The sequence below is a fragment of the Xanthobacter pollutisoli genome, from assembly GCF_040044995.1.
Lineage (GTDB): Bacteria > Pseudomonadota > Alphaproteobacteria > Rhizobiales > Xanthobacteraceae > Xanthobacter.
On sequence record NZ_JBDZDP010000041.1, the window covers coordinates 1 to 15232 of the forward strand.

A 15232-nucleotide genomic window follows, 5' to 3' on the forward strand; every position below is an offset into this window, starting at 1 on the left:
AGATGGCGCCTCGTGAATGGGCGATGGCAAAGGCGCAGTTCGCCGTCATCTTCGGCGAGCGCTTCACAAAGGCCATGGCGGCCTGATCTTCAACCCGCCGCCCCCACACGAAATTCCTGACACTCCCCTCGCTACGCGGGCCGGCCTCGCCTATGTGCCGCTCTCCGACCTCCCCGCATTGCTCGCGGCGCTCGCCGCGAATGCCCGTCCCCGGCCGGTGGCGAGTGAGCTGGACATCGCCCCCGTTCCCGCCGGTCTCGCTTTGCTGCTGCTCGCCGGCTTCCTCGCCGCCCAGGCCGTCGGCGTCCGGCGCCGGCCGTCCATTCTGAGAAGGACCTCGCGCCCATGATCCTGCGCCACACCGTGACCGCCCTCGCCGCCCTCGGGTTTCTGGTGCTGCCCGCCCTCGCTCATGGGCCGACCCCGCAGAAGGCCGAGGTGCGCGCGACGATCGCCGCGGCGCCGGATGCGGTGTGGGCGCTGGCCGGAAACTTCGCGGGCATCGGCGCGTGGCACCCCTGGGTGAAGGCGGTCACCGCCACCGGTGGCAATGCCCCCGGCGCAGAACGTGTGCTGGTGCTGGAGAAGGGCGAGATCACCGACGGGCTCGACGAATACGATGCAGCCGCCCGCAGCCTGGGCTGGCGGCTGAACAAGGAGAATGTGGAGGCCCTGCCGGTGAGCTTCTACACCGCGACCCTCACCGTGGCCGACGCTGGCGGCGGCAAGAGCGAGGTGACGTGGGCCGCCCGCTTTTATCGGGGCGACACCGGAAACTTCCCGCCGGATGAGCTCAACGACGAGGCCGCGATCGCCGCCATGACCGCCTATTTCGAGGCGGGCCTGCAGGGCCTCAAGACGAAGGCGGAGGGCCGGTGACCCTCCACCGGAATGCCCTGGCTGCTCTCCTCCTTGTCATTGTTCTCGCGGGGGCAGGGGAGGGGCAGGCGGCGGCGCTCTACGTGGTCTGCCAAGCGGGCGCCGAGGTGGACGTGATCGACACCGATGCGTCTGCGGTGACCCATCGCATCGCCGTCGCGAAAGGGCCCGCGGGCATCGCCTTAGCGCCGGACGGTATGAGCGCCTATGTGACCCATCCTGACGCAGGCCTCCTCACTCGCATCGACGCGGCGAGGCGGCAGGTGGCGGGAACGGTCCGGCTCGGAGGCCAGCCCTTCGGCGTGGCGGCGGACCCGGCGAGCGGCGCCATATATGTGGGCGACTGGTCGGCGGACCGCATCACCCGGCTCGATCCAGTCTCGCTTGAGCCGACAGGCGTCGTGGGGGTGGGACGGGCGCCGGCCGCCCTCGCCACCGATCCGCGCGCCCGCCGGCTCTACAGCGCCGACCGGGAGGACGATGCGGTCAGCATCATCGACCTCGCCACCTTCACCCGCATCGCCCGCGTCGCCGTCGGTACGGCGCCCTACGCCCTCGATGCCGAGGGGGACGCCACGGTGGTGGCGGTCGCCGACGTGCGCAGCGGCGATGTGGCGTTGATCGGCAAGGCCGACGGGAGCGTCACGCGCATCGGCGGAATGCGCATGCCCTATGGCGTCGCCTTTGTGCCCGGCCGACGCCTGCTGCTGGTGAGCGACCAGCAGGCCGAAGCTCTTCATCTGCTGGATCCGGACGGCAAAGAGACCCTGGCCAAGGTGCGCCTGGGCGGCTCGCCCGAGGGCGTGGTGGCCGACCGCTCCGGTGGGCGGGCCTATGTGGCCGAATGGTTCGCCAACCGCGTGGCGGTGGTCGATCTTGAAACCCGCGCGCTCGCGACACGCATCGACGTCTGCGACGGCCCGCGCATGATGGTGCTCGGGCCATAGGCGCGTGCTGGCGGCGGCGATGCCTGATCGCCGCCGTGGCGGCTTCAGCCGAGCGAGCGGGTGGCGATGTCGGCCACGTCGGGGGAAAGCCCTGGGGTCTCTGCTACCTTGCGCAGGGCGCGCTCGGCATTGGCGCGGCGGCCGGGCTCCAGCTGGCGGAAGGTCTTGAACGAGGCGAGGAGGCGCGCCGCCACCTGCGAGTTCTTGCCGTCCAGCGTGAGCACCACGTCGGTGACGAAGTCGTGGCCCGCGCCGTCCGCCCGGTTGAACTGGGTCGGGTTCGCCGCCGCGAACGCGCCGACGAGAGCGCGCACCCGGTTGGGATTGGCGAGGGAGAAGGCCGGATGCAGCATCAGGTCCTTCACACGGTCGAGGGTGTCGGGCGCAGGGATCTGAGCCTGAAGGGTGAACCACTTGTCGATCACCAACGGATCGCGCTCGAACCGCGCGTAGAAGGACGCAAAGGCGGCCTCGCGCTCCGGCACCTCGTGCTGCGCGAGCACGGCGAGGGCGGTGATGCGGTCCGTCATGTTGTCCGCCAGCTCGAACTGGTCCCGGGCGCGGGCGATGCCTTCGGCCTCCCCGCCGACGGCGAGATAGTCCAGCGCGAGGTTGCGCAGTGCCCGCCGCCCGGCCGAAGCGGCATCCGGGGAGAAGGGGCCGGTCGCCGCCATGTCCGCGTAGGTCGTGGCGAAGCCCTCGGCGAGGGCGGTGCCCACGGCGAGACGCAGGCCCTTGCGGGCCGCGAACACCGCATCCGGGTCCACGTCGCTTGCGAGTTCGCGGGATACCTCGCCCTCGCTGGGCAGGGCGAGCGCCTGCGCCTTGAAGGCCGGATCGAGGGCCGGATCGGCGAGGATGGCACCTGCCGCGGTGATGAGCGCGTCGGGCGCGGGCAGCGTGCCCGAGCGCGCCCCGGTCTTCAGCATCTCGAGGGCGATGCGCTGAAGGGCGTCGAAGCGGTTGAACGGGTCGGCGTCATGAGCGGCGAGGAACACGCGGTCGGCCTCGGTGAGGTCGCTCGCCAGATTGACCGGCGCCGAGAAGCCGCGGTTGAGGGACGGCACCGGGCGCGCGTCGAGCCCAGTGAAGAGGAAGCTCTGCTGCGGCTCGCTCACCTCGACCACGCCGTTCTCCACCGGCACGTTGCCGAGGGAGAGGGGCATGTCCTGCCCGTCCGGCCCCACGAGCCCGAGGGCGAGGGGAATGAGCATGGGCTTCTTGACGGGCTGGCCCGGCGTCGGCGGCACGGACTGCGCCACGTCCAGCCGATAGGTGCCGGCGGCTTCGTCCCAGGCGCCCGAAACGGTGAGAAGCGGCGTCCCCGACTGGGAATACCAGAGCGCGAACTGGGAGAGGTCGCGCCCGGTGGCATCGGCGAAGGCGGCGAGGAAATCCTCGATGGTGGCGGCCTCGCCGTCGTGGCGCTCGAAATAGAGGTCCATGCCCGCCCTGAACCCGGCATCGCCGAGCAGGGTCTTCAGCATGCGCACCACCTCGGAGCCCTTCTCATAGACGGTGGCGGTGTAGAAGTTGTTGATCTCACGATAGGTTTCAGGCCGCACGGGATGCGCGAGCGGGCCCTGGTCCTCGGTGAACTGGGCCGCCTTCAGCGCCCGGACGTCGGCGATGCGCTTCACCGGGCGCGAGCGCTGGTCGGAGGAGAATTCCTGGTCGCGGAAGACCGTGAGGCCCTCCTTGAGGCACAATTGGAACCAGTCTCGGCAGGTGATGCGGTTGCCGGTCCAGTTGTGGAAGTATTCGTGGGCAATGACGCCCTCGATGCCGGAATAATCCGCATCGGTTGCGGTCTCGGGGCTCGCCAGCACGTATTTGTCGTTGAAAACGTTGAGACCCTTGTTCTCCATGGCCCCCATGTTGAAGTCGGACACCGCGACGATGTTGAACACGTCGAGGTCATACTCGCGGCCGAAGGCCTCCTCGTCCCACCGCATGGAACGCTTCAGCGCGTCCATGGCGTAGCCGGCGCGGGCCTCCTTGCCCTCCTCCACGAAGATGCCGAGCTCGACCGTGCGGCCCGACGCGGTGACGAAGCTGTCGCCCACCCGCGCGAGCCGGCCGCCCACGAGGGCAAAGAGGTAGGAGGGCTTGCGCCACGGATCGTGCCACACCGCATAGTGCCGCGAGGTGCCCGGTATGTCGCCGCTCTCCACCAGGTTGCCGTTGCCGAGCAGGATGGGCGCCTCTTCCTTGTCCGCCTCGATGCGGGTGGTGAAGACCGACAGCACGTCCGGGCGGTCGGGATAATAAGTGATGCGGCGGAAGCCTTCCGGTTCGCACTGGGTGCAGTAGTTGCGGGAGGTGCGGTAGAGCCCCATGAGCTGGGTGTTGGCGGTGGGATCCACCAGCGTCTCGATCTCCAGCTCGAAGGCATCGGCCGGCGGATGGGCCAGCGTGAGCCGGTCGGGCCGCGCCTCGAAGCTCGGACCAGCCACCGGGGTGCCGTCGATGGCGAGGCGCACGAGGGTGAGGCCGTCGCCCTCCAGCACCACGGGCGCGTCGGCTTCGCCGGCCGGGTTGCGGCGCAGGGCGAGCTTGGCGGTCACGCGGGTCTGGGAGGGATGGAGCGAGAAGTCGAGGTCCACCTTGTCCACCAGCCAGTCCGGCGGGCGATAGTCGGACAGGTGGATGGCCTTCGGCTCGGCGTCGCGCATGGGGGAGGCTCCTTGCACCGGGCGGCATGGGCGCCGGCGTGTCGCAAAGGGAATGATCGACGCAAAGAGTAGAGCGCGATTGCGGCGGAGGAAAGCGCCGGCGCCCGGCGCCGCGCCTGATTCCGTCAGGCGTGGGGTCCCCCTGCCGGCTGCTGCGCGCCGTGCCGCCAGATCTTCCATGCCGATCCGAGGAGGACGAGCCCGAGCAGCGGCAAAAGGGCCGAAGCCGGCACCACGCCCAGGAGCTGACCGCCGAGGAAGGCGCCGAGCATGGAGGCCGCCGCCATCAGGGCAAGGAAGCTGAGATTTGCCTGCACGACGCCGAGTGTGTTGTCGCGCCCGAAGCGCGCGAAGCCGACGAGGAGGGTGGGAAGGCTGATGGCAAGGGCGACGCTGCCGGCGAGCTTCACCGGCAGGCCGAACAGCAGCACCAGCGTCGGCACCAGCAGTTCGCCGCCGGAGACTCCCATCAGCGCCACCGTCAATCCGATGCCGAAGCCTGCGACTACCCCCACCACCACGCGCACCGTGCCGTCGATGGGCATGTGATGCAGGTCCCGGTCGTCGCCGAGTGCCAGCATCACCGCCGTGACCACGAGCATCACCGAGATGGTGCGGAACAGGGTGCGCGAGGCGAAGCGCGTGGCGTATGTCGCGCCCGTCCAGGCGCCGATGAGGCTGCCGGAGAGGAGCGTCGTAATGACCGGCCAGTGGGCAGCGACGTCAGCGAAGGGGATTGTGGACGCGCGCGACGGCAGCGCGAACACCACCACCACGAGGCTGAGCACGCGGTTCATGATGATGGCCGGCAGCGCCTCATACCCGAGCGCGAGAAGTACGGGCAGCCGGATTTCGGCGCCGCCGAGGCCGATCAGCCCCCCGATTCCGCCGATGCCGGCCCCCGCCCCAAACGCGGAGAAGAGGCGTACGCGCCGCGACGGCGCTTCCGATTGAATTGGCATGGAAATGGTCCCCCCAAGGGGAGCATCGCACCGGCCAAGGCGCGAGGGAATAGGCCGCAAGCGCCTGTCCCGCAAAGGTTCGCAAGATTGTCCACGAATTGGGAAGCATTGTTTCCCGAGCCGGCTCTTATCCAGGGCGGGGGGCGTGAATAGCTCCACCTTCATCAAACGGCATTGCGCCGCTGGATAATAAGGAGATCAACATGCGCAATCTGACTTTTGGCGCCATCGCGCTCGCCACCCTCATCGCCACCGGCTCGGCCTTCGCTGCCGACGAGCCTTCGCGCAACGCGGCGGATGCCGCTGCCGAGCAGGCTGCCGTGCGTCACCAGCAGCCGCTGGGCTATGCCAACATCCAGGAGCGCGCCGGCGCCTTCGCCAATCTGCGCGAGCCGTCGGCCCAGCGGGTGATTTCCCAGCAGGATGCCCTGTTTCTCGCCCAGGGCGACCGCGGCATCGGCAACGACTGAGGGCTGATCCGTCCAGGTGTCGTCAAGGAAGTGACGTCACGCGGCGCTTAGGTCGCTCCATGTGAACCAGCCGCCCGACGCGCCGCGCGCCGGACGTCAAAAGAAAGGACCCGAGATCCGGCCGGCGCCCGACGCCGGCCGGGGGTCAGGACCCCAGCCGCGCTTCCAGCGCCTCGAACAGCGGGTTGTCGGCGGCGAAGACGTATTCAATGGGGCCCACCGTCACCATGCTGGCGCCCCGCAGGCGCAGGAAGGTGGCGAGGCCGTGCAGCGTGTCCGGCGGGCAGTGCAGGGTCAGCATGCCGGAAGAGGTCGGCCCGCCGAAGGGCGCAACCACGCGATAGGCGGCAATGGCCTCGTCCACGAGGGAGGCGTCGCAGCTGGCGAAACGTGTGCGCACCTCCCGCATGGTCCGCGCCCGCTTCTCGGCCCCCAGCCGATCGAACATGGCGCGCGCTGCCGCCAGCGCGCCGGGGCTCCAGTTGGCGGTCAGGGAGGCGACCAGATTGGCCTCCGACTTCAGGATCACCCCGTCTTCGACCACTTTGAGTGCATTGGCAGCCAGCGTCGCGCCGGTGGTGGTGATGTCCACGATCAGCTCGGCCGAGCCGGATGCGGGCGTGCCCTCGGTGGCGCCGGCGCTCTCGACGATGCGGTAGTCCACGATGCCATGGCGGGCGAAGAAGCCGCGGGTGAGGTTGACGTATTTCGTCGCCACCCGGATCCGCCGGCCGGTGCGGCCGTGGAAATGGCCGGCCACGTCGTCGAGATCGTCCATGGAGTTCACGTCGATCCACGCCTGCGGCACGGCGACCACTACATTGGCATGGCCGAAGCCCAGCTTCTCCAGCAGGGCGACGCGGCTGTCCGCCTCGATGATGTTCTCGCGCACCAGATCCTCGCCGGTGACGCCGAGATGCGCCGCGCCCGAGGCGAGGGCCGCGGCGATTTCGGAGGCGGAGAGATAGGCCACCTCCACCCCCTCCACGCCGCCCAGGGCGCCGCGATAGTCGCGGGCGCCGCGGGCCTGCAGCAGCGGCATGCCGGCGCGGGAGAAGAAGGCGTGGACATTGTCCTGCAGCCGCCCCTTGGAGGGCACGGCGAGAATGAGCGGTGTGGTCATCGCGCGCGCTCCGGTGCAACGGCGGCGAGGCGCTCGACCCACGCGGCGAGCCCCACCGCGGGCACGCAGCCCGCCGAGCCGAGGCGCGACAGCAGCCGGTCGTAGCGTCCGCCCGCCACCAGCGGCCCGGCGCCCCGGCGCGAAGGATCGTGCAGCTCGAACACCATGCCGCTGTAGTAATCGAGCGGCCGGCCGAAGGCGGTGGAGAAGCGCACGTCGCTCAGGTTCACCGCATAGGCGGTGAGGAAGCCGGTGCGTCGGTCGAACAGGTCGAGGGCGGCGGAGAGGTCGATCCCCGCATCGGCGGCGAGCGCGCGCAGCCGGCTGGAGGCATCGTCGGGCGTACCGGAAATCGCGAGGTAGCGGGTGAGGATCTCCGAGGTCTCCGCCGAGAGCCCGCCGCCGGCCTCCAGCGAGGACTGCTCCAGGAAGCGCTCGGCAATCTCCGACACGCTCCGACCGCCGACGGTGGAGATGCCGGCGATGGAGAGAAGATCGGTTATGAGGGCGCGCGCCGCCTCCGGGTCCGCGCCCGTCAGGGCCGCAAGCACGCCGGCATGGGCCGAAACGCCCTCCTGCGGCCGTTCCTTCAGGCGGGCGAGGTCGAGATCGAGGCGGCTCTGGCCGAAGTCCTTCAGCAGGCGCCGGCGCAAAGCGGGGGCGAGGGGAAGGGCATCGAGCAGGGCGGCGAATAACCCGACGTCGCCGAGCCGGATCTCCGGCTGGGGCAGGCCGTAGAGCGCGCAGGCGGTCAGGCCGAGGGAGAGGATCTCCGCATCCGCCGCCTCGATGTCGGGCCGGCCGAAGGATTCAACCCCGGCCTGCCGGAACTCGCCGGAGCCTTCGCCGCGGAAGCGGAACACCGGGCCGAGATAGCTCACCCGCGCCGGCATCTGCCCACCGGCGGCCAGCACCGCGCGGGCGACCGGAATGGTGAGGTCGGGCCTGAGGCACAGCTCGCGGCCGTCCGCATCCACCGTGAGATACATGCGGCGGCGGATGGATTCCCCGGACAGATCGAGAAACACGTCGGCCGGCTGGAGGATGGGCGGATCGAGGCGCGCGAAGCCGGACGCCTCGAAGCAGGCGAGCAGCGCCTCCTCCAGGCTGGATGACGAGCGGGGCTCTAAAGGCGCGGACGCCGCGGGGAACATGGGATGCAGGGTTTCCGTGAAGTCTGGCGGGCTTCTAGCAAAGCCGGGGCGCCACGACCACCCCGCGTCGGATTTCGGCCCGCCTCGGCCCTCGTCTATGGTGGGGCCGGACAGAATCAGCGGAGGCGGCCATGGCGGACGCGAGCGAAGGGAAGGGCGGCAAGGCCGCGGCCGGCGTCGATGCGCTGAGCTTCGAGCAGGCCCTGGCCGAGCTGGAGGCCATCGTCGCCAGCCTGGAGAAGGGCAATGTGCCGCTGGAGGAATCCATCGCCATCTATGAGCGGGGCGAGGCGCTGAAGCAGCGCTGCGAGAAGCTCCTTAAGGCCGCCGAGGCGCGGGTGGAGACCATCACCCGCGACGCCGACGGCCGCCCCGTGGGTACCGCGCCGCTCGACCCCGAGGGGTGAGGATCGCCCCAGCGTCACGCGTCCCGTTTCGGGACACGCTGCGCCCCGACGAGGCACGCACGGCGAACGCCGCATGAACGAATCGCCCGCGCGGCGGATTACCCCATCCGTTCCGCCCACTGGGCAAGAATCTCAATAGATGCCGGGGATGATGCGCTTGGTGCGCGCCGCATAGGCATCGTACTCGTGGCCGAAGGCCTCCCGCATCATCTGTTCCTCCCGTCCCACCCGGAAGAAGAAGAGGATGCCGAACCCCACGATCCCGGCCGGGCCGGCCACGAAATTGGGCAGGAGCATCGCCTGCGCCAGCGCCCACAGGAAGAAGGCCGAGTACATGGGGTGGCGCACCTTCTCATAGACGCCACTGGTGATGAGCTGGTGCTTGTCCTTGATCTCCAGCGTGACCGACCAGTAGCGCCCGAGCTGGCGGTGGGTGCGCCAGAACAGCCAGAGGGCGCAGGCGAACACCAGCACCCCCGCGACCACCTGCACCGGCGACGGCGCGTAGGAGGCGAAGGCGGGGAAGGCGGTGGCGGCATAGATGGCGGGGATGATGCCGAGGCCCAGCGTGGAGATGGACAGCAGTGTCATCTCCCGCGCGTTGCGGTGCCGCGCGTCGGCCACCCTCTGCTTCTTCGCCTTGCGCTGGAAAGGGATGCGCAAGACGTACCAGGCGACAACGCCCACCGCCCAGGCGATCTTGGCGAAGGTGATGAGGCTCATGTCCGGCTCGCTGGTTTTTGAAGGGGCAGGATGTGGCCCTCGGCATCGGAGGCAAGGGCGCGGAGGGTTCCGTCCGGGTTGGTGTAGGCACGAAGGCCGTTAGCGTGGGCTGCGATCACGTCGAACGACAGGGGCCCGCAGACATAGGCATGGAAATCATGGGCCGCGCGGATGTCACCGGCCAAGAAGCACTGGCAATGCAAGCGCATCACGTCGAACCAGTGGCGGCGATAGATGGGGGCGGAGATCATGTTGCGGATCTCCAGGTGACGCAGCAGCGGGCGCAACGTGAAATCCCCGACCGGCAGCAGCACGGGGGCGAAGGTGGCGGGTCCGAGCGTGACGGGATTGACCTTGTAGAAGGAAACGATGTCGTCCCGCGACTGCAGCTCCAGCCAGCCGATCTGGCCTGCTGCCGCCACCTGCTCCGCAGCCGCCCGCAGGCGGGTACCGGCGGGGTGGAGCGCGAACTTGGCGGTGGTAGAGCCGAGGGTGAGGATACGCACAGGCACCCTCGTGCCGAAGCCCGGATCATCCGCCAGCGCGGTCGCCACCGCGCACACCGCATGCATGGCGCCGAGGCTGTGGCCGGCGACGATGATCTCCTCCACGCCCTGCGCCGCCGCCTCGCCTTCCACCTGCCGGAGCCGCGCGGCGAAGGCGCGGACCCGCGCATCCACCTCGGGATGGCGGCCGCGGGCGAAGTCCACGGAGAACTCTGCGAGATCGAGGGATTGTTTCAGCCGGAACCGCCGTCCCGGCCAGCGCAGCAGCAGGAGCCCGGCGGCGACCATGGTCGCCAGCCCCAGCACGGCGGCGAGGACCGGTCCGAGCGCCGGCGCCGTCCAGGCGGCCACCACCACGCCCACGGCGACGGCCAGCGCCCAGAACAAAGCCAGAAGCATGTAAGTGAAGAGGAAAAATAGGCCGTAGCGGCGGCTTGTCCGGAAATAATTGGCGATGGTGCCGCTCGCGACCATGTCGGCCAGCGCCCTCACGGAGCCCTTGAGGTGGCTCGCGAAGGGACGGGCCATGTCGGCGCGGGCGAGGTCATCCCAGGCAAGGATCTCGTACGTCGCTTCGCTGCGCCAGTTGGGTCCCTCGGATGCGATGCGCCAGAAGCCGCCGGTGGTCGTGGAGACGGGCGCGACATCGGGCGACGTGGTGGCCACCTGCCAGACTGAGCCAAAGCGCTTCATTTCGCGCAGGAAGATGCGGTGGTGCCCCTCCACCTGCATGGCGTCGTAGCCGGCGATGAAGAAGACATGGCGCCGGTGGATGCGCGTTGCTGGGACCTCCCGCATGCGGCGCCTTCTAGCGAAGAAGCCCCCGTATGGCTAGGTGGGCCCAATGTGCGGAGGGCGGCGTTTGCGCGGAAGGGCGGCCCCATCCGGCGGCTCCCGCTGTCGAGGGGTGTCGCCGGCATGACGTTATGGCATCCCGTGCTTGCTGGAAGCGGAGCGGGCGTGGGACAGTCGCCAAGCGCGGCCGTTCACCGGCTGGTATCGAGTGAGGGCATGGCGAGGATTACCGACCTGTGGCGGGGCTGGAGGGGCCGCTCCCGCACCCTCGTGCCTGCGGGATCGACGGCGACGGCATCTGATCCCGCTTCGGTTGCGTCGGCGGAGGAGCCGGCCTCCTGCGCCACCTCCGGCGAGGGCGGTGTGTCGCCCCCGATGCACGCGACCTTCGCTCCCGGCCTGTGGCGTGGCCCGGTCTCGCGCCTCGCGGCGCTGGGCAGAAGCCCGTCCCTGCTGGTGGTCAAGCTCGATCATGTGGGGGATCTCGTGACCGCCCTGCCGGCCTGCGAGCGCCTGCGTCGGGCCTTCCCGCAGTCTCGAATGGACCTGCTTTGCGCGCCGTTCACGCGCGATCTCGCGCGCGCCACCGGGCTGTTCGATACGGTCCACGCCTTTCCTTACTACCCAGCGCGCGACCATCCACCGGAACGGGCGACCGCTGCGGCGCTCGAGGCCCTGCGGGCGCTCCGCCTGCCCCCCGCGGACATCGCCATCGACCTGCGCCACCACGACGATGCCCGCGCGCTGCTGGCCGCCCTGCCGGTGCGTTTCCGCGCCGGCTTCGCCGGCCTGTCCACCCGCCACGCGCTCGATCTGGCACTTCCGGAGATGGAAGCGTCCGTACGCGCCGGCGGCCGTTGCGATCCTCTGCCGGCGGGCGTTCGCCTATCGCTGCTGGCCGAGGCGCTCGCCGCGATGTTTGCTGCTGCGCAGGAGGAGGACGCCGCCCTCGTCCGCGCCGCCCGGCAAGGCCGGGAGGACCTTCCGGGCTTGCCGGGGGGCGATGCGGGCTATGTGGTGCTTGCGCCCGGCGCCCGCCTCGCCATCAAGGGGTGGCCCTTGGAGCATTGGCGTGCCCTCGCCGCCGCCCTTCTGGCGCGCGGCACGGGCGGCCTTGTGATCGTCGGCAGCGCCGAGGAGCGCGGGCTCTGCGCGGCGCTCGCAGAGGACCTCGACGCGAACCGCGTCGCTGAACTCTCCGGCCGGCTGGACCTGCCGCAATTGACTGCCGTGATCGCCTCGGCGCAGGCGCTGGTGGGCCTCGATTCCGCGCCTGCGCATATCGCCGCGCGCCTCGGTCGGCCGACGGCGGTGCTCTTTTCGGGACTCGCCGATATGGCCTCCTGGGCACCCACCGGGCCGCGCGTTGCCGTGGCGAGCGCCTTCGCCAGCTGCGCGCCGTGCTTCCTGCCGGACCTTTCCCAGTGTCCCCATGACCATGGCTGCATGCGAACGTTGACGGGCGACCACGCCTTGGCCGCGCTGGCGTCGGCCGGCCTTGAGTTCGCCGGCGTTCCATCGCACTAAGGCGCCATGCAATCCGAGCCGACAGCTCAGCCGATCGGTGGCAGCCCATCAGGCGCCGCCGTCACCGTGGTCTTCGTCACCTACAACAGCGCCGCGGTAATCGCCCGGGCGGTCGCCAGCGTGCCGCCCGCATGCCCGGTGGTGGTGGTGGACAATGCGAGCCCGGAGGGCACCGGCTGGGTGGCGGATCTGCCGCGGCCGGTGGATCTCGTCGCCATGCCGGCGAACGCCGGCTTCGGCACCGCCTGCAACGTGGGCGCCCGACGGGCAGACACCTCCTACGTGCTCTTCCTGAACCCGGACGCCGAGCTGGCGCCCGACGCCATCGACCAGCTTCTCGCCGCCGTGGCGCGGTATGGCGCCCCCGCCATCCTCATGCCCGCCATCGTGGGGGAGGGCGGACGGCTGATGCGCAAGGAAGGCTCGATCCTCGAAAAGGTGCCGCGCGGCGCCCGCCTCGCCCCGCAGGAGATCGCCGGCGACTATTGCACCCGCTTCGTCCACGGCGCCGCCTTCATGATGGGCCGTGACGCCTTCCTCGCCCTCGGAGGCTTCGACGAGGCCATATTCCTCTACCATGAGGACGACGACCTTTCCCTGCGCGCGACGGCCCGCCGCATCCCCATCGTGGTGGTGACGGCGGCCCGCGTGGTGCATGCGGGCGGGCGCTCCAGCACGCCCTCCTTTGGCCAGACCTTCCGCATCAACCGCGCGAAGATGCACTCCGAACTCTACGTGGTGGAAAAATACGGTCGCAGCCGCAATCGTGCCGCACGGCTGGCCTTTCTGGGCGCGGGATGCCTGCTGGCCGCGGTCCTTCTGGATCGCCATCGCCTCGCCATTCGTGCCGGAAAGTTCGCCGGCTGCCTCGACGGAGTGCGCCGGAATGCTCCGCCGACCGTATAGATCGAGGCTCCCACGCGCGGCGCCTTTGTACGTTGCATACCAGCGGGCCCGTGTGTAAGGCTCGTTTTCCCGGTTCGTTCCGGTCGGAGTGGTCCGTGACCCTGCAGAAGACCCCTTTGCTCGATACCATCCGCGAGCCTTCGGACGTGCGCCGCCTGCCCCAGGACAAGCTCGCCCAGCTTGCGGCCGAGCTGCGCGCCGAGACCATCGACGCCGTCTCCGTCACCGGCGGACATCTGGGCGCGGGCCTCGGCGTTGTGGAGCTCACGGTGGCCCTGCACCACGTCTTCAATACGCCGCATGACCGGCTGATCTGGGACGTCGGCCACCAATGCTATCCCCACAAGATCCTCACCGGACGACGCGACCGCATCCGTACTTTGCGCATGGGTGGCGGCCTCTCCGGCTTTACCAAGCGCTCGGAGAGCGCGTACGACCCCTTCGGCGCCGCGCACTCCTCCACCTCCATCTCCGCCGGGCTCGGAATGGCGGTGGCCCGCGACCTCGCCGGGGAAGAGCGCAACGTGGTGTGCGTGATTGGCGACGGCGCCATGTCGGCAGGCATGGCCTATGAGGCCATGAACAATGCCGGCGCCATGGATTCGCGCCTCATCGTCATCCTCAACGACAACGACATGTCCATCGCCCCGCCCACCGGGGCCATGTCGGCCTATCTCGCCCGGCTCATCTCGGGGCAGACCTATCGCTCCCTGCGCGAGATCGGCAAGCAGATCGCCGGGCACCTGCCGAAGTTCGTGGAGCGTGGCGCCCAGAGGGCCGAGGAATTCGCCCGCGGCTTCTGGACCGGGGGCACGCTCTTTGAGGAGCTGGGCTTCTATTACGTGGGCCCCATCGATGGGCACAATCTCGACCACCTGCTGCCGGTGCTCAAGAATGTGCGCGACGCCAAGACCGGGCCGATCCTGGTCCATGTGGTGACCCAGAAGGGCAAGGGCTACGCCCCGGCCGAAGCGAGCGCCGACAAGTATCACGGTGTGGTCAAGTTCGACGTGGTGACCGGCGCCCAGGTAAAGGCCAAGTCCAACGCCCCGTCCTACACCCGCGTGTTCGCCGAGAGCCTCATTTCCGAGGCGCGCCGCGACCCCAAGATCGTCGCCATCACCGCCGCCATGCCGTCCGGCACGGGGCTTGACCTCTTCGGACAGGTCTATCCCGAGCGCACGTTCGACGTGGGTATCGCCGAGCAGCACGCGGTGACGTTCGCCGCGGGACTGGCGACGGAAGGCTTCAAGCCATTCTGCGCGCTCTACTCCACCTTCCTCCAGCGGGCCTATGATCAGGTGATCCACGACGTGGCGCTGCAGGGCCTGCCGGTGCGCTTCGTCGTCGACCGCGCCGGGCTGGTGGGCGCCGACGGCGCGACCCATGCGGGCGCCTACGACATCGCCTATCTGGCCTGCCTGCCCGGCATGGTGCTGATGTCCCCGTCCGACGAGGCGGAGCTGATGCACATGATGGCCACCGCGGTGGCCTATGACGATGGCCCGAGCGCGGTGCGCTTCCCGCGCGGCGAGGGCGTCGGCGTCGAGCGGCCCGACCACGGCGAGGTCCTCCCCATCGGCAAGGGCCGCATCGTCCGCGGCACGGGGGAGGGGGATATCGCGCTCTTGTCCTTGGGCACGCGGCTCGCCGCCTGCCTCGAAGCCGCCGAGCGGCTGGAGGCGGCGGGATTTGCCGTGACCGTCGCCGACGCCCGCTTCGCCAAGCCCATCGATGCCGAGCTGGCGCTCCGGCTGGCCGGCGGCCATGGCGCGCTCGTCACGGTGGAGGAGGGCTCCATCGGCGGCTTCGGCAGCCAGGTGCTCCAGCTCCTGACCGATGAAGGCATGCTCGACCGCGGCGCGGTGAAGGTCCGCTCCATGGTGCTGCCCGACATCTACATCGACCACGACACCCAGGCCCGCCAACTGGCCGAGGCCGGCCTCGACGCCAACGCCATCGTGGCGAAGGCGGAGGGTCTGGTGGGCAAGGCGAAGGCGGGCCGCGGTCTGCACCGGGCGGGCTGATCCTTCAAGGTGAATCCCAGGGCCTCGCAGGTTGCGGCGGCCGCATCCATGTTCCGCAGGGTGTTGATCACCACGTGGTCGAGTGCGGCCACCGTTTGCCTCCTCAGGCCGCGGCGGGGATCATGTAGACC

At 69.8% G+C, this 15232-nt stretch carries 14 protein-coding genes; 8 read left to right on the top strand and 6 right to left on the bottom strand.

The features are described 5' to 3' along the window. Positions 1 to 16 precede the first annotated feature (16 nt). The 3 genes from ABLE93_RS26005 to ABLE93_RS26015 are packed head-to-tail and all read left to right on the top strand — an operon-like array spanning position 17 to position 1826. Positions 17 to 349: a hypothetical protein gene (locus ABLE93_RS26005; RefSeq protein WP_348842578.1), complete on the top strand. Its 333-nt coding sequence runs from the start codon at positions 17 to 19 to the stop codon at positions 347 to 349. Beyond that, positions 346 to 879: an SRPBCC family protein gene (locus ABLE93_RS26010; protein ID WP_348842579.1), complete on the top strand. Its 534-nt coding sequence runs from the start codon at positions 346 to 348 to the stop codon at positions 877 to 879. Before ABLE93_RS26005 ends, ABLE93_RS26010 begins: the two co-directional genes overlap by 4 nt. After that, on the top strand, positions 876 to 1826 hold the full coding sequence (locus ABLE93_RS26015; RefSeq protein WP_348842580.1) for a YVTN family beta-propeller repeat protein: 951 nt from the start codon (positions 876 to 878) through the stop codon (positions 1824 to 1826). The genes ABLE93_RS26010 and ABLE93_RS26015 overlap by 4 nt, the downstream gene beginning before the upstream one ends. A gap of 44 nt (positions 1827 to 1870) precedes the next feature. Here ABLE93_RS26015 and pepN read toward each other — a convergent pair whose 3' ends face one another. Beyond that, entirely contained in the window at positions 1871 to 4501 is a 2631-nt protein-coding gene (gene pepN, locus ABLE93_RS26020) for an aminopeptidase N (RefSeq protein ID WP_348842581.1), read from the bottom strand. Positions 4502 to 4626: 125 nt separating this feature from the next. Further along, positions 4627 to 5463 carry a sulfite exporter TauE/SafE family protein gene (locus ABLE93_RS26025; protein WP_348842582.1) on the bottom strand — a complete coding sequence of 279 codons (837 nt, stop codon included), beginning with the start codon at positions 5461 to 5463 and terminating at the stop codon, positions 4627 to 4629. 203 nt (positions 5464 to 5666) lie between these two features. On the opposite strand from ABLE93_RS26025, the gene ABLE93_RS26030 reads away from it, so the two are divergent. Next, positions 5667 to 5933, top strand: coding sequence for a hypothetical protein (locus tag ABLE93_RS26030; protein WP_348842583.1), 267 nt, complete (start codon positions 5667 to 5669; stop codon positions 5931 to 5933). A gap of 145 nt (positions 5934 to 6078) precedes the next feature. On the opposite strand, the gene hisG is transcribed toward ABLE93_RS26030, so the two are convergent. Next, complete coding sequence (hisG, locus tag ABLE93_RS26035) at positions 6079 to 7056, bottom strand: ATP phosphoribosyltransferase (RefSeq protein ID WP_348842584.1); 978 nt, start codon at positions 7054 to 7056, stop codon at positions 6079 to 6081. Next, entirely contained in the window at positions 7053 to 8210 is a 1158-nt protein-coding gene (locus ABLE93_RS26040) for an ATP phosphoribosyltransferase regulatory subunit (RefSeq protein ID WP_348842585.1), read from the bottom strand. The genes hisG and ABLE93_RS26040 overlap by 4 nt, the downstream gene beginning before the upstream one ends. Before the next feature lie 131 nt (positions 8211 to 8341). On the opposite strand from ABLE93_RS26040, the gene ABLE93_RS26045 reads away from it, so the two are divergent. Next, on the top strand, positions 8342 to 8617 hold the full coding sequence (locus ABLE93_RS26045; protein WP_348842586.1) for an exodeoxyribonuclease VII small subunit: 276 nt from the start codon (positions 8342 to 8344) through the stop codon (positions 8615 to 8617). A 132-nt stretch (positions 8618 to 8749) separates the two neighbouring features. Here ABLE93_RS26045 and ABLE93_RS26050 read toward each other — a convergent pair whose 3' ends face one another. After that, positions 8750 to 9340 carry a protein-S-isoprenylcysteine O-methyltransferase gene (locus ABLE93_RS26050; RefSeq protein WP_348842587.1) on the bottom strand — a complete coding sequence of 197 codons (591 nt, stop codon included), beginning with the start codon at positions 9338 to 9340 and terminating at the stop codon, positions 8750 to 8752. Further along, a complete protein-coding gene (locus ABLE93_RS26055; RefSeq protein WP_348842588.1) occupies positions 9337 to 10644 on the bottom strand; it encodes a hypothetical protein in 1308 nt (435 codons plus the stop codon). The genes ABLE93_RS26050 and ABLE93_RS26055 overlap by 4 nt, the downstream gene beginning before the upstream one ends. A 213-nt stretch (positions 10645 to 10857) precedes the next feature. On the opposite strand from ABLE93_RS26055, the gene ABLE93_RS26060 reads away from it, so the two are divergent. The 3 genes from ABLE93_RS26060 to dxs all read left to right on the top strand — a co-directional run bounded on the left by ABLE93_RS26060 (position 10858) and on the right by dxs (position 15101). Beyond that, on the top strand, positions 10858 to 12168 hold the full coding sequence (locus ABLE93_RS26060; RefSeq protein ID WP_348842589.1) for a glycosyltransferase family 9 protein: 1311 nt from the start codon (positions 10858 to 10860) through the stop codon (positions 12166 to 12168). A gap of 6 nt (positions 12169 to 12174) precedes the next feature. Continuing rightward, positions 12175 to 13074 (top strand): glycosyltransferase family 2 protein, encoded by a 900-nt coding sequence (locus ABLE93_RS26065; protein ID WP_348842590.1) that lies wholly within the window; start codon positions 12175 to 12177, stop codon positions 13072 to 13074. A gap of 95 nt (positions 13075 to 13169) precedes the next feature. Then, a complete protein-coding gene (dxs, locus tag ABLE93_RS26070; RefSeq protein ID WP_348842591.1) occupies positions 13170 to 15101 on the top strand; it encodes a 1-deoxy-D-xylulose-5-phosphate synthase in 1932 nt (643 codons plus the stop codon). The last annotated feature ends 131 nt before the right edge of the window (positions 15102 to 15232 follow it).

Excerpts from the sequence above, each read along its gene's own strand:
- pepN (WP_348842581.1), bottom strand. The coding sequence starts at position 4,501 with ATGCGCGACGCCGAGCCGAAGGCCATCCACCTGTCCGACTATCGCCCG.
- hisG (WP_348842584.1), bottom strand. The coding sequence starts at position 7,056 with ATGACCACACCGCTCATTCTCGCCGTGCCCTCCAAGGGGCGGCTGCAG.
- ABLE93_RS26065 (WP_348842590.1), top strand. The coding sequence starts at position 12,175 with ATGCAATCCGAGCCGACAGCTCAGCCGATCGGTGGCAGCCCATCAGGC.
- ABLE93_RS26005 (WP_348842578.1), top strand. The coding sequence starts at position 17 with ATGGGCGATGGCAAAGGCGCAGTTCGCCGTCATCTTCGGCGAGCGCTT.
- ABLE93_RS26045 (WP_348842586.1), top strand. The coding sequence starts at position 8,342 with ATGGCGGACGCGAGCGAAGGGAAGGGCGGCAAGGCCGCGGCCGGCGTC.
- ABLE93_RS26030 (WP_348842583.1), top strand. The coding sequence starts at position 5,667 with ATGCGCAATCTGACTTTTGGCGCCATCGCGCTCGCCACCCTCATCGCC.
- ABLE93_RS26010 (WP_348842579.1), top strand. The coding sequence starts at position 346 with ATGATCCTGCGCCACACCGTGACCGCCCTCGCCGCCCTCGGGTTTCTG.
- ABLE93_RS26055 (WP_348842588.1), bottom strand. The coding sequence starts at position 10,644 with ATGCGGGAGGTCCCAGCAACGCGCATCCACCGGCGCCATGTCTTCTTC.
- ABLE93_RS26040 (WP_348842585.1), bottom strand. The coding sequence starts at position 8,210 with ATGTTCCCCGCGGCGTCCGCGCCTTTAGAGCCCCGCTCGTCATCCAGC.
- ABLE93_RS26060 (WP_348842589.1), top strand. The coding sequence starts at position 10,858 with ATGGCGAGGATTACCGACCTGTGGCGGGGCTGGAGGGGCCGCTCCCGC.
- ABLE93_RS26050 (WP_348842587.1), bottom strand. The coding sequence starts at position 9,340 with ATGAGCCTCATCACCTTCGCCAAGATCGCCTGGGCGGTGGGCGTTGTC.
- ABLE93_RS26025 (WP_348842582.1), bottom strand. The coding sequence starts at position 5,463 with ATGCCAATTCAATCGGAAGCGCCGTCGCGGCGCGTACGCCTCTTCTCC.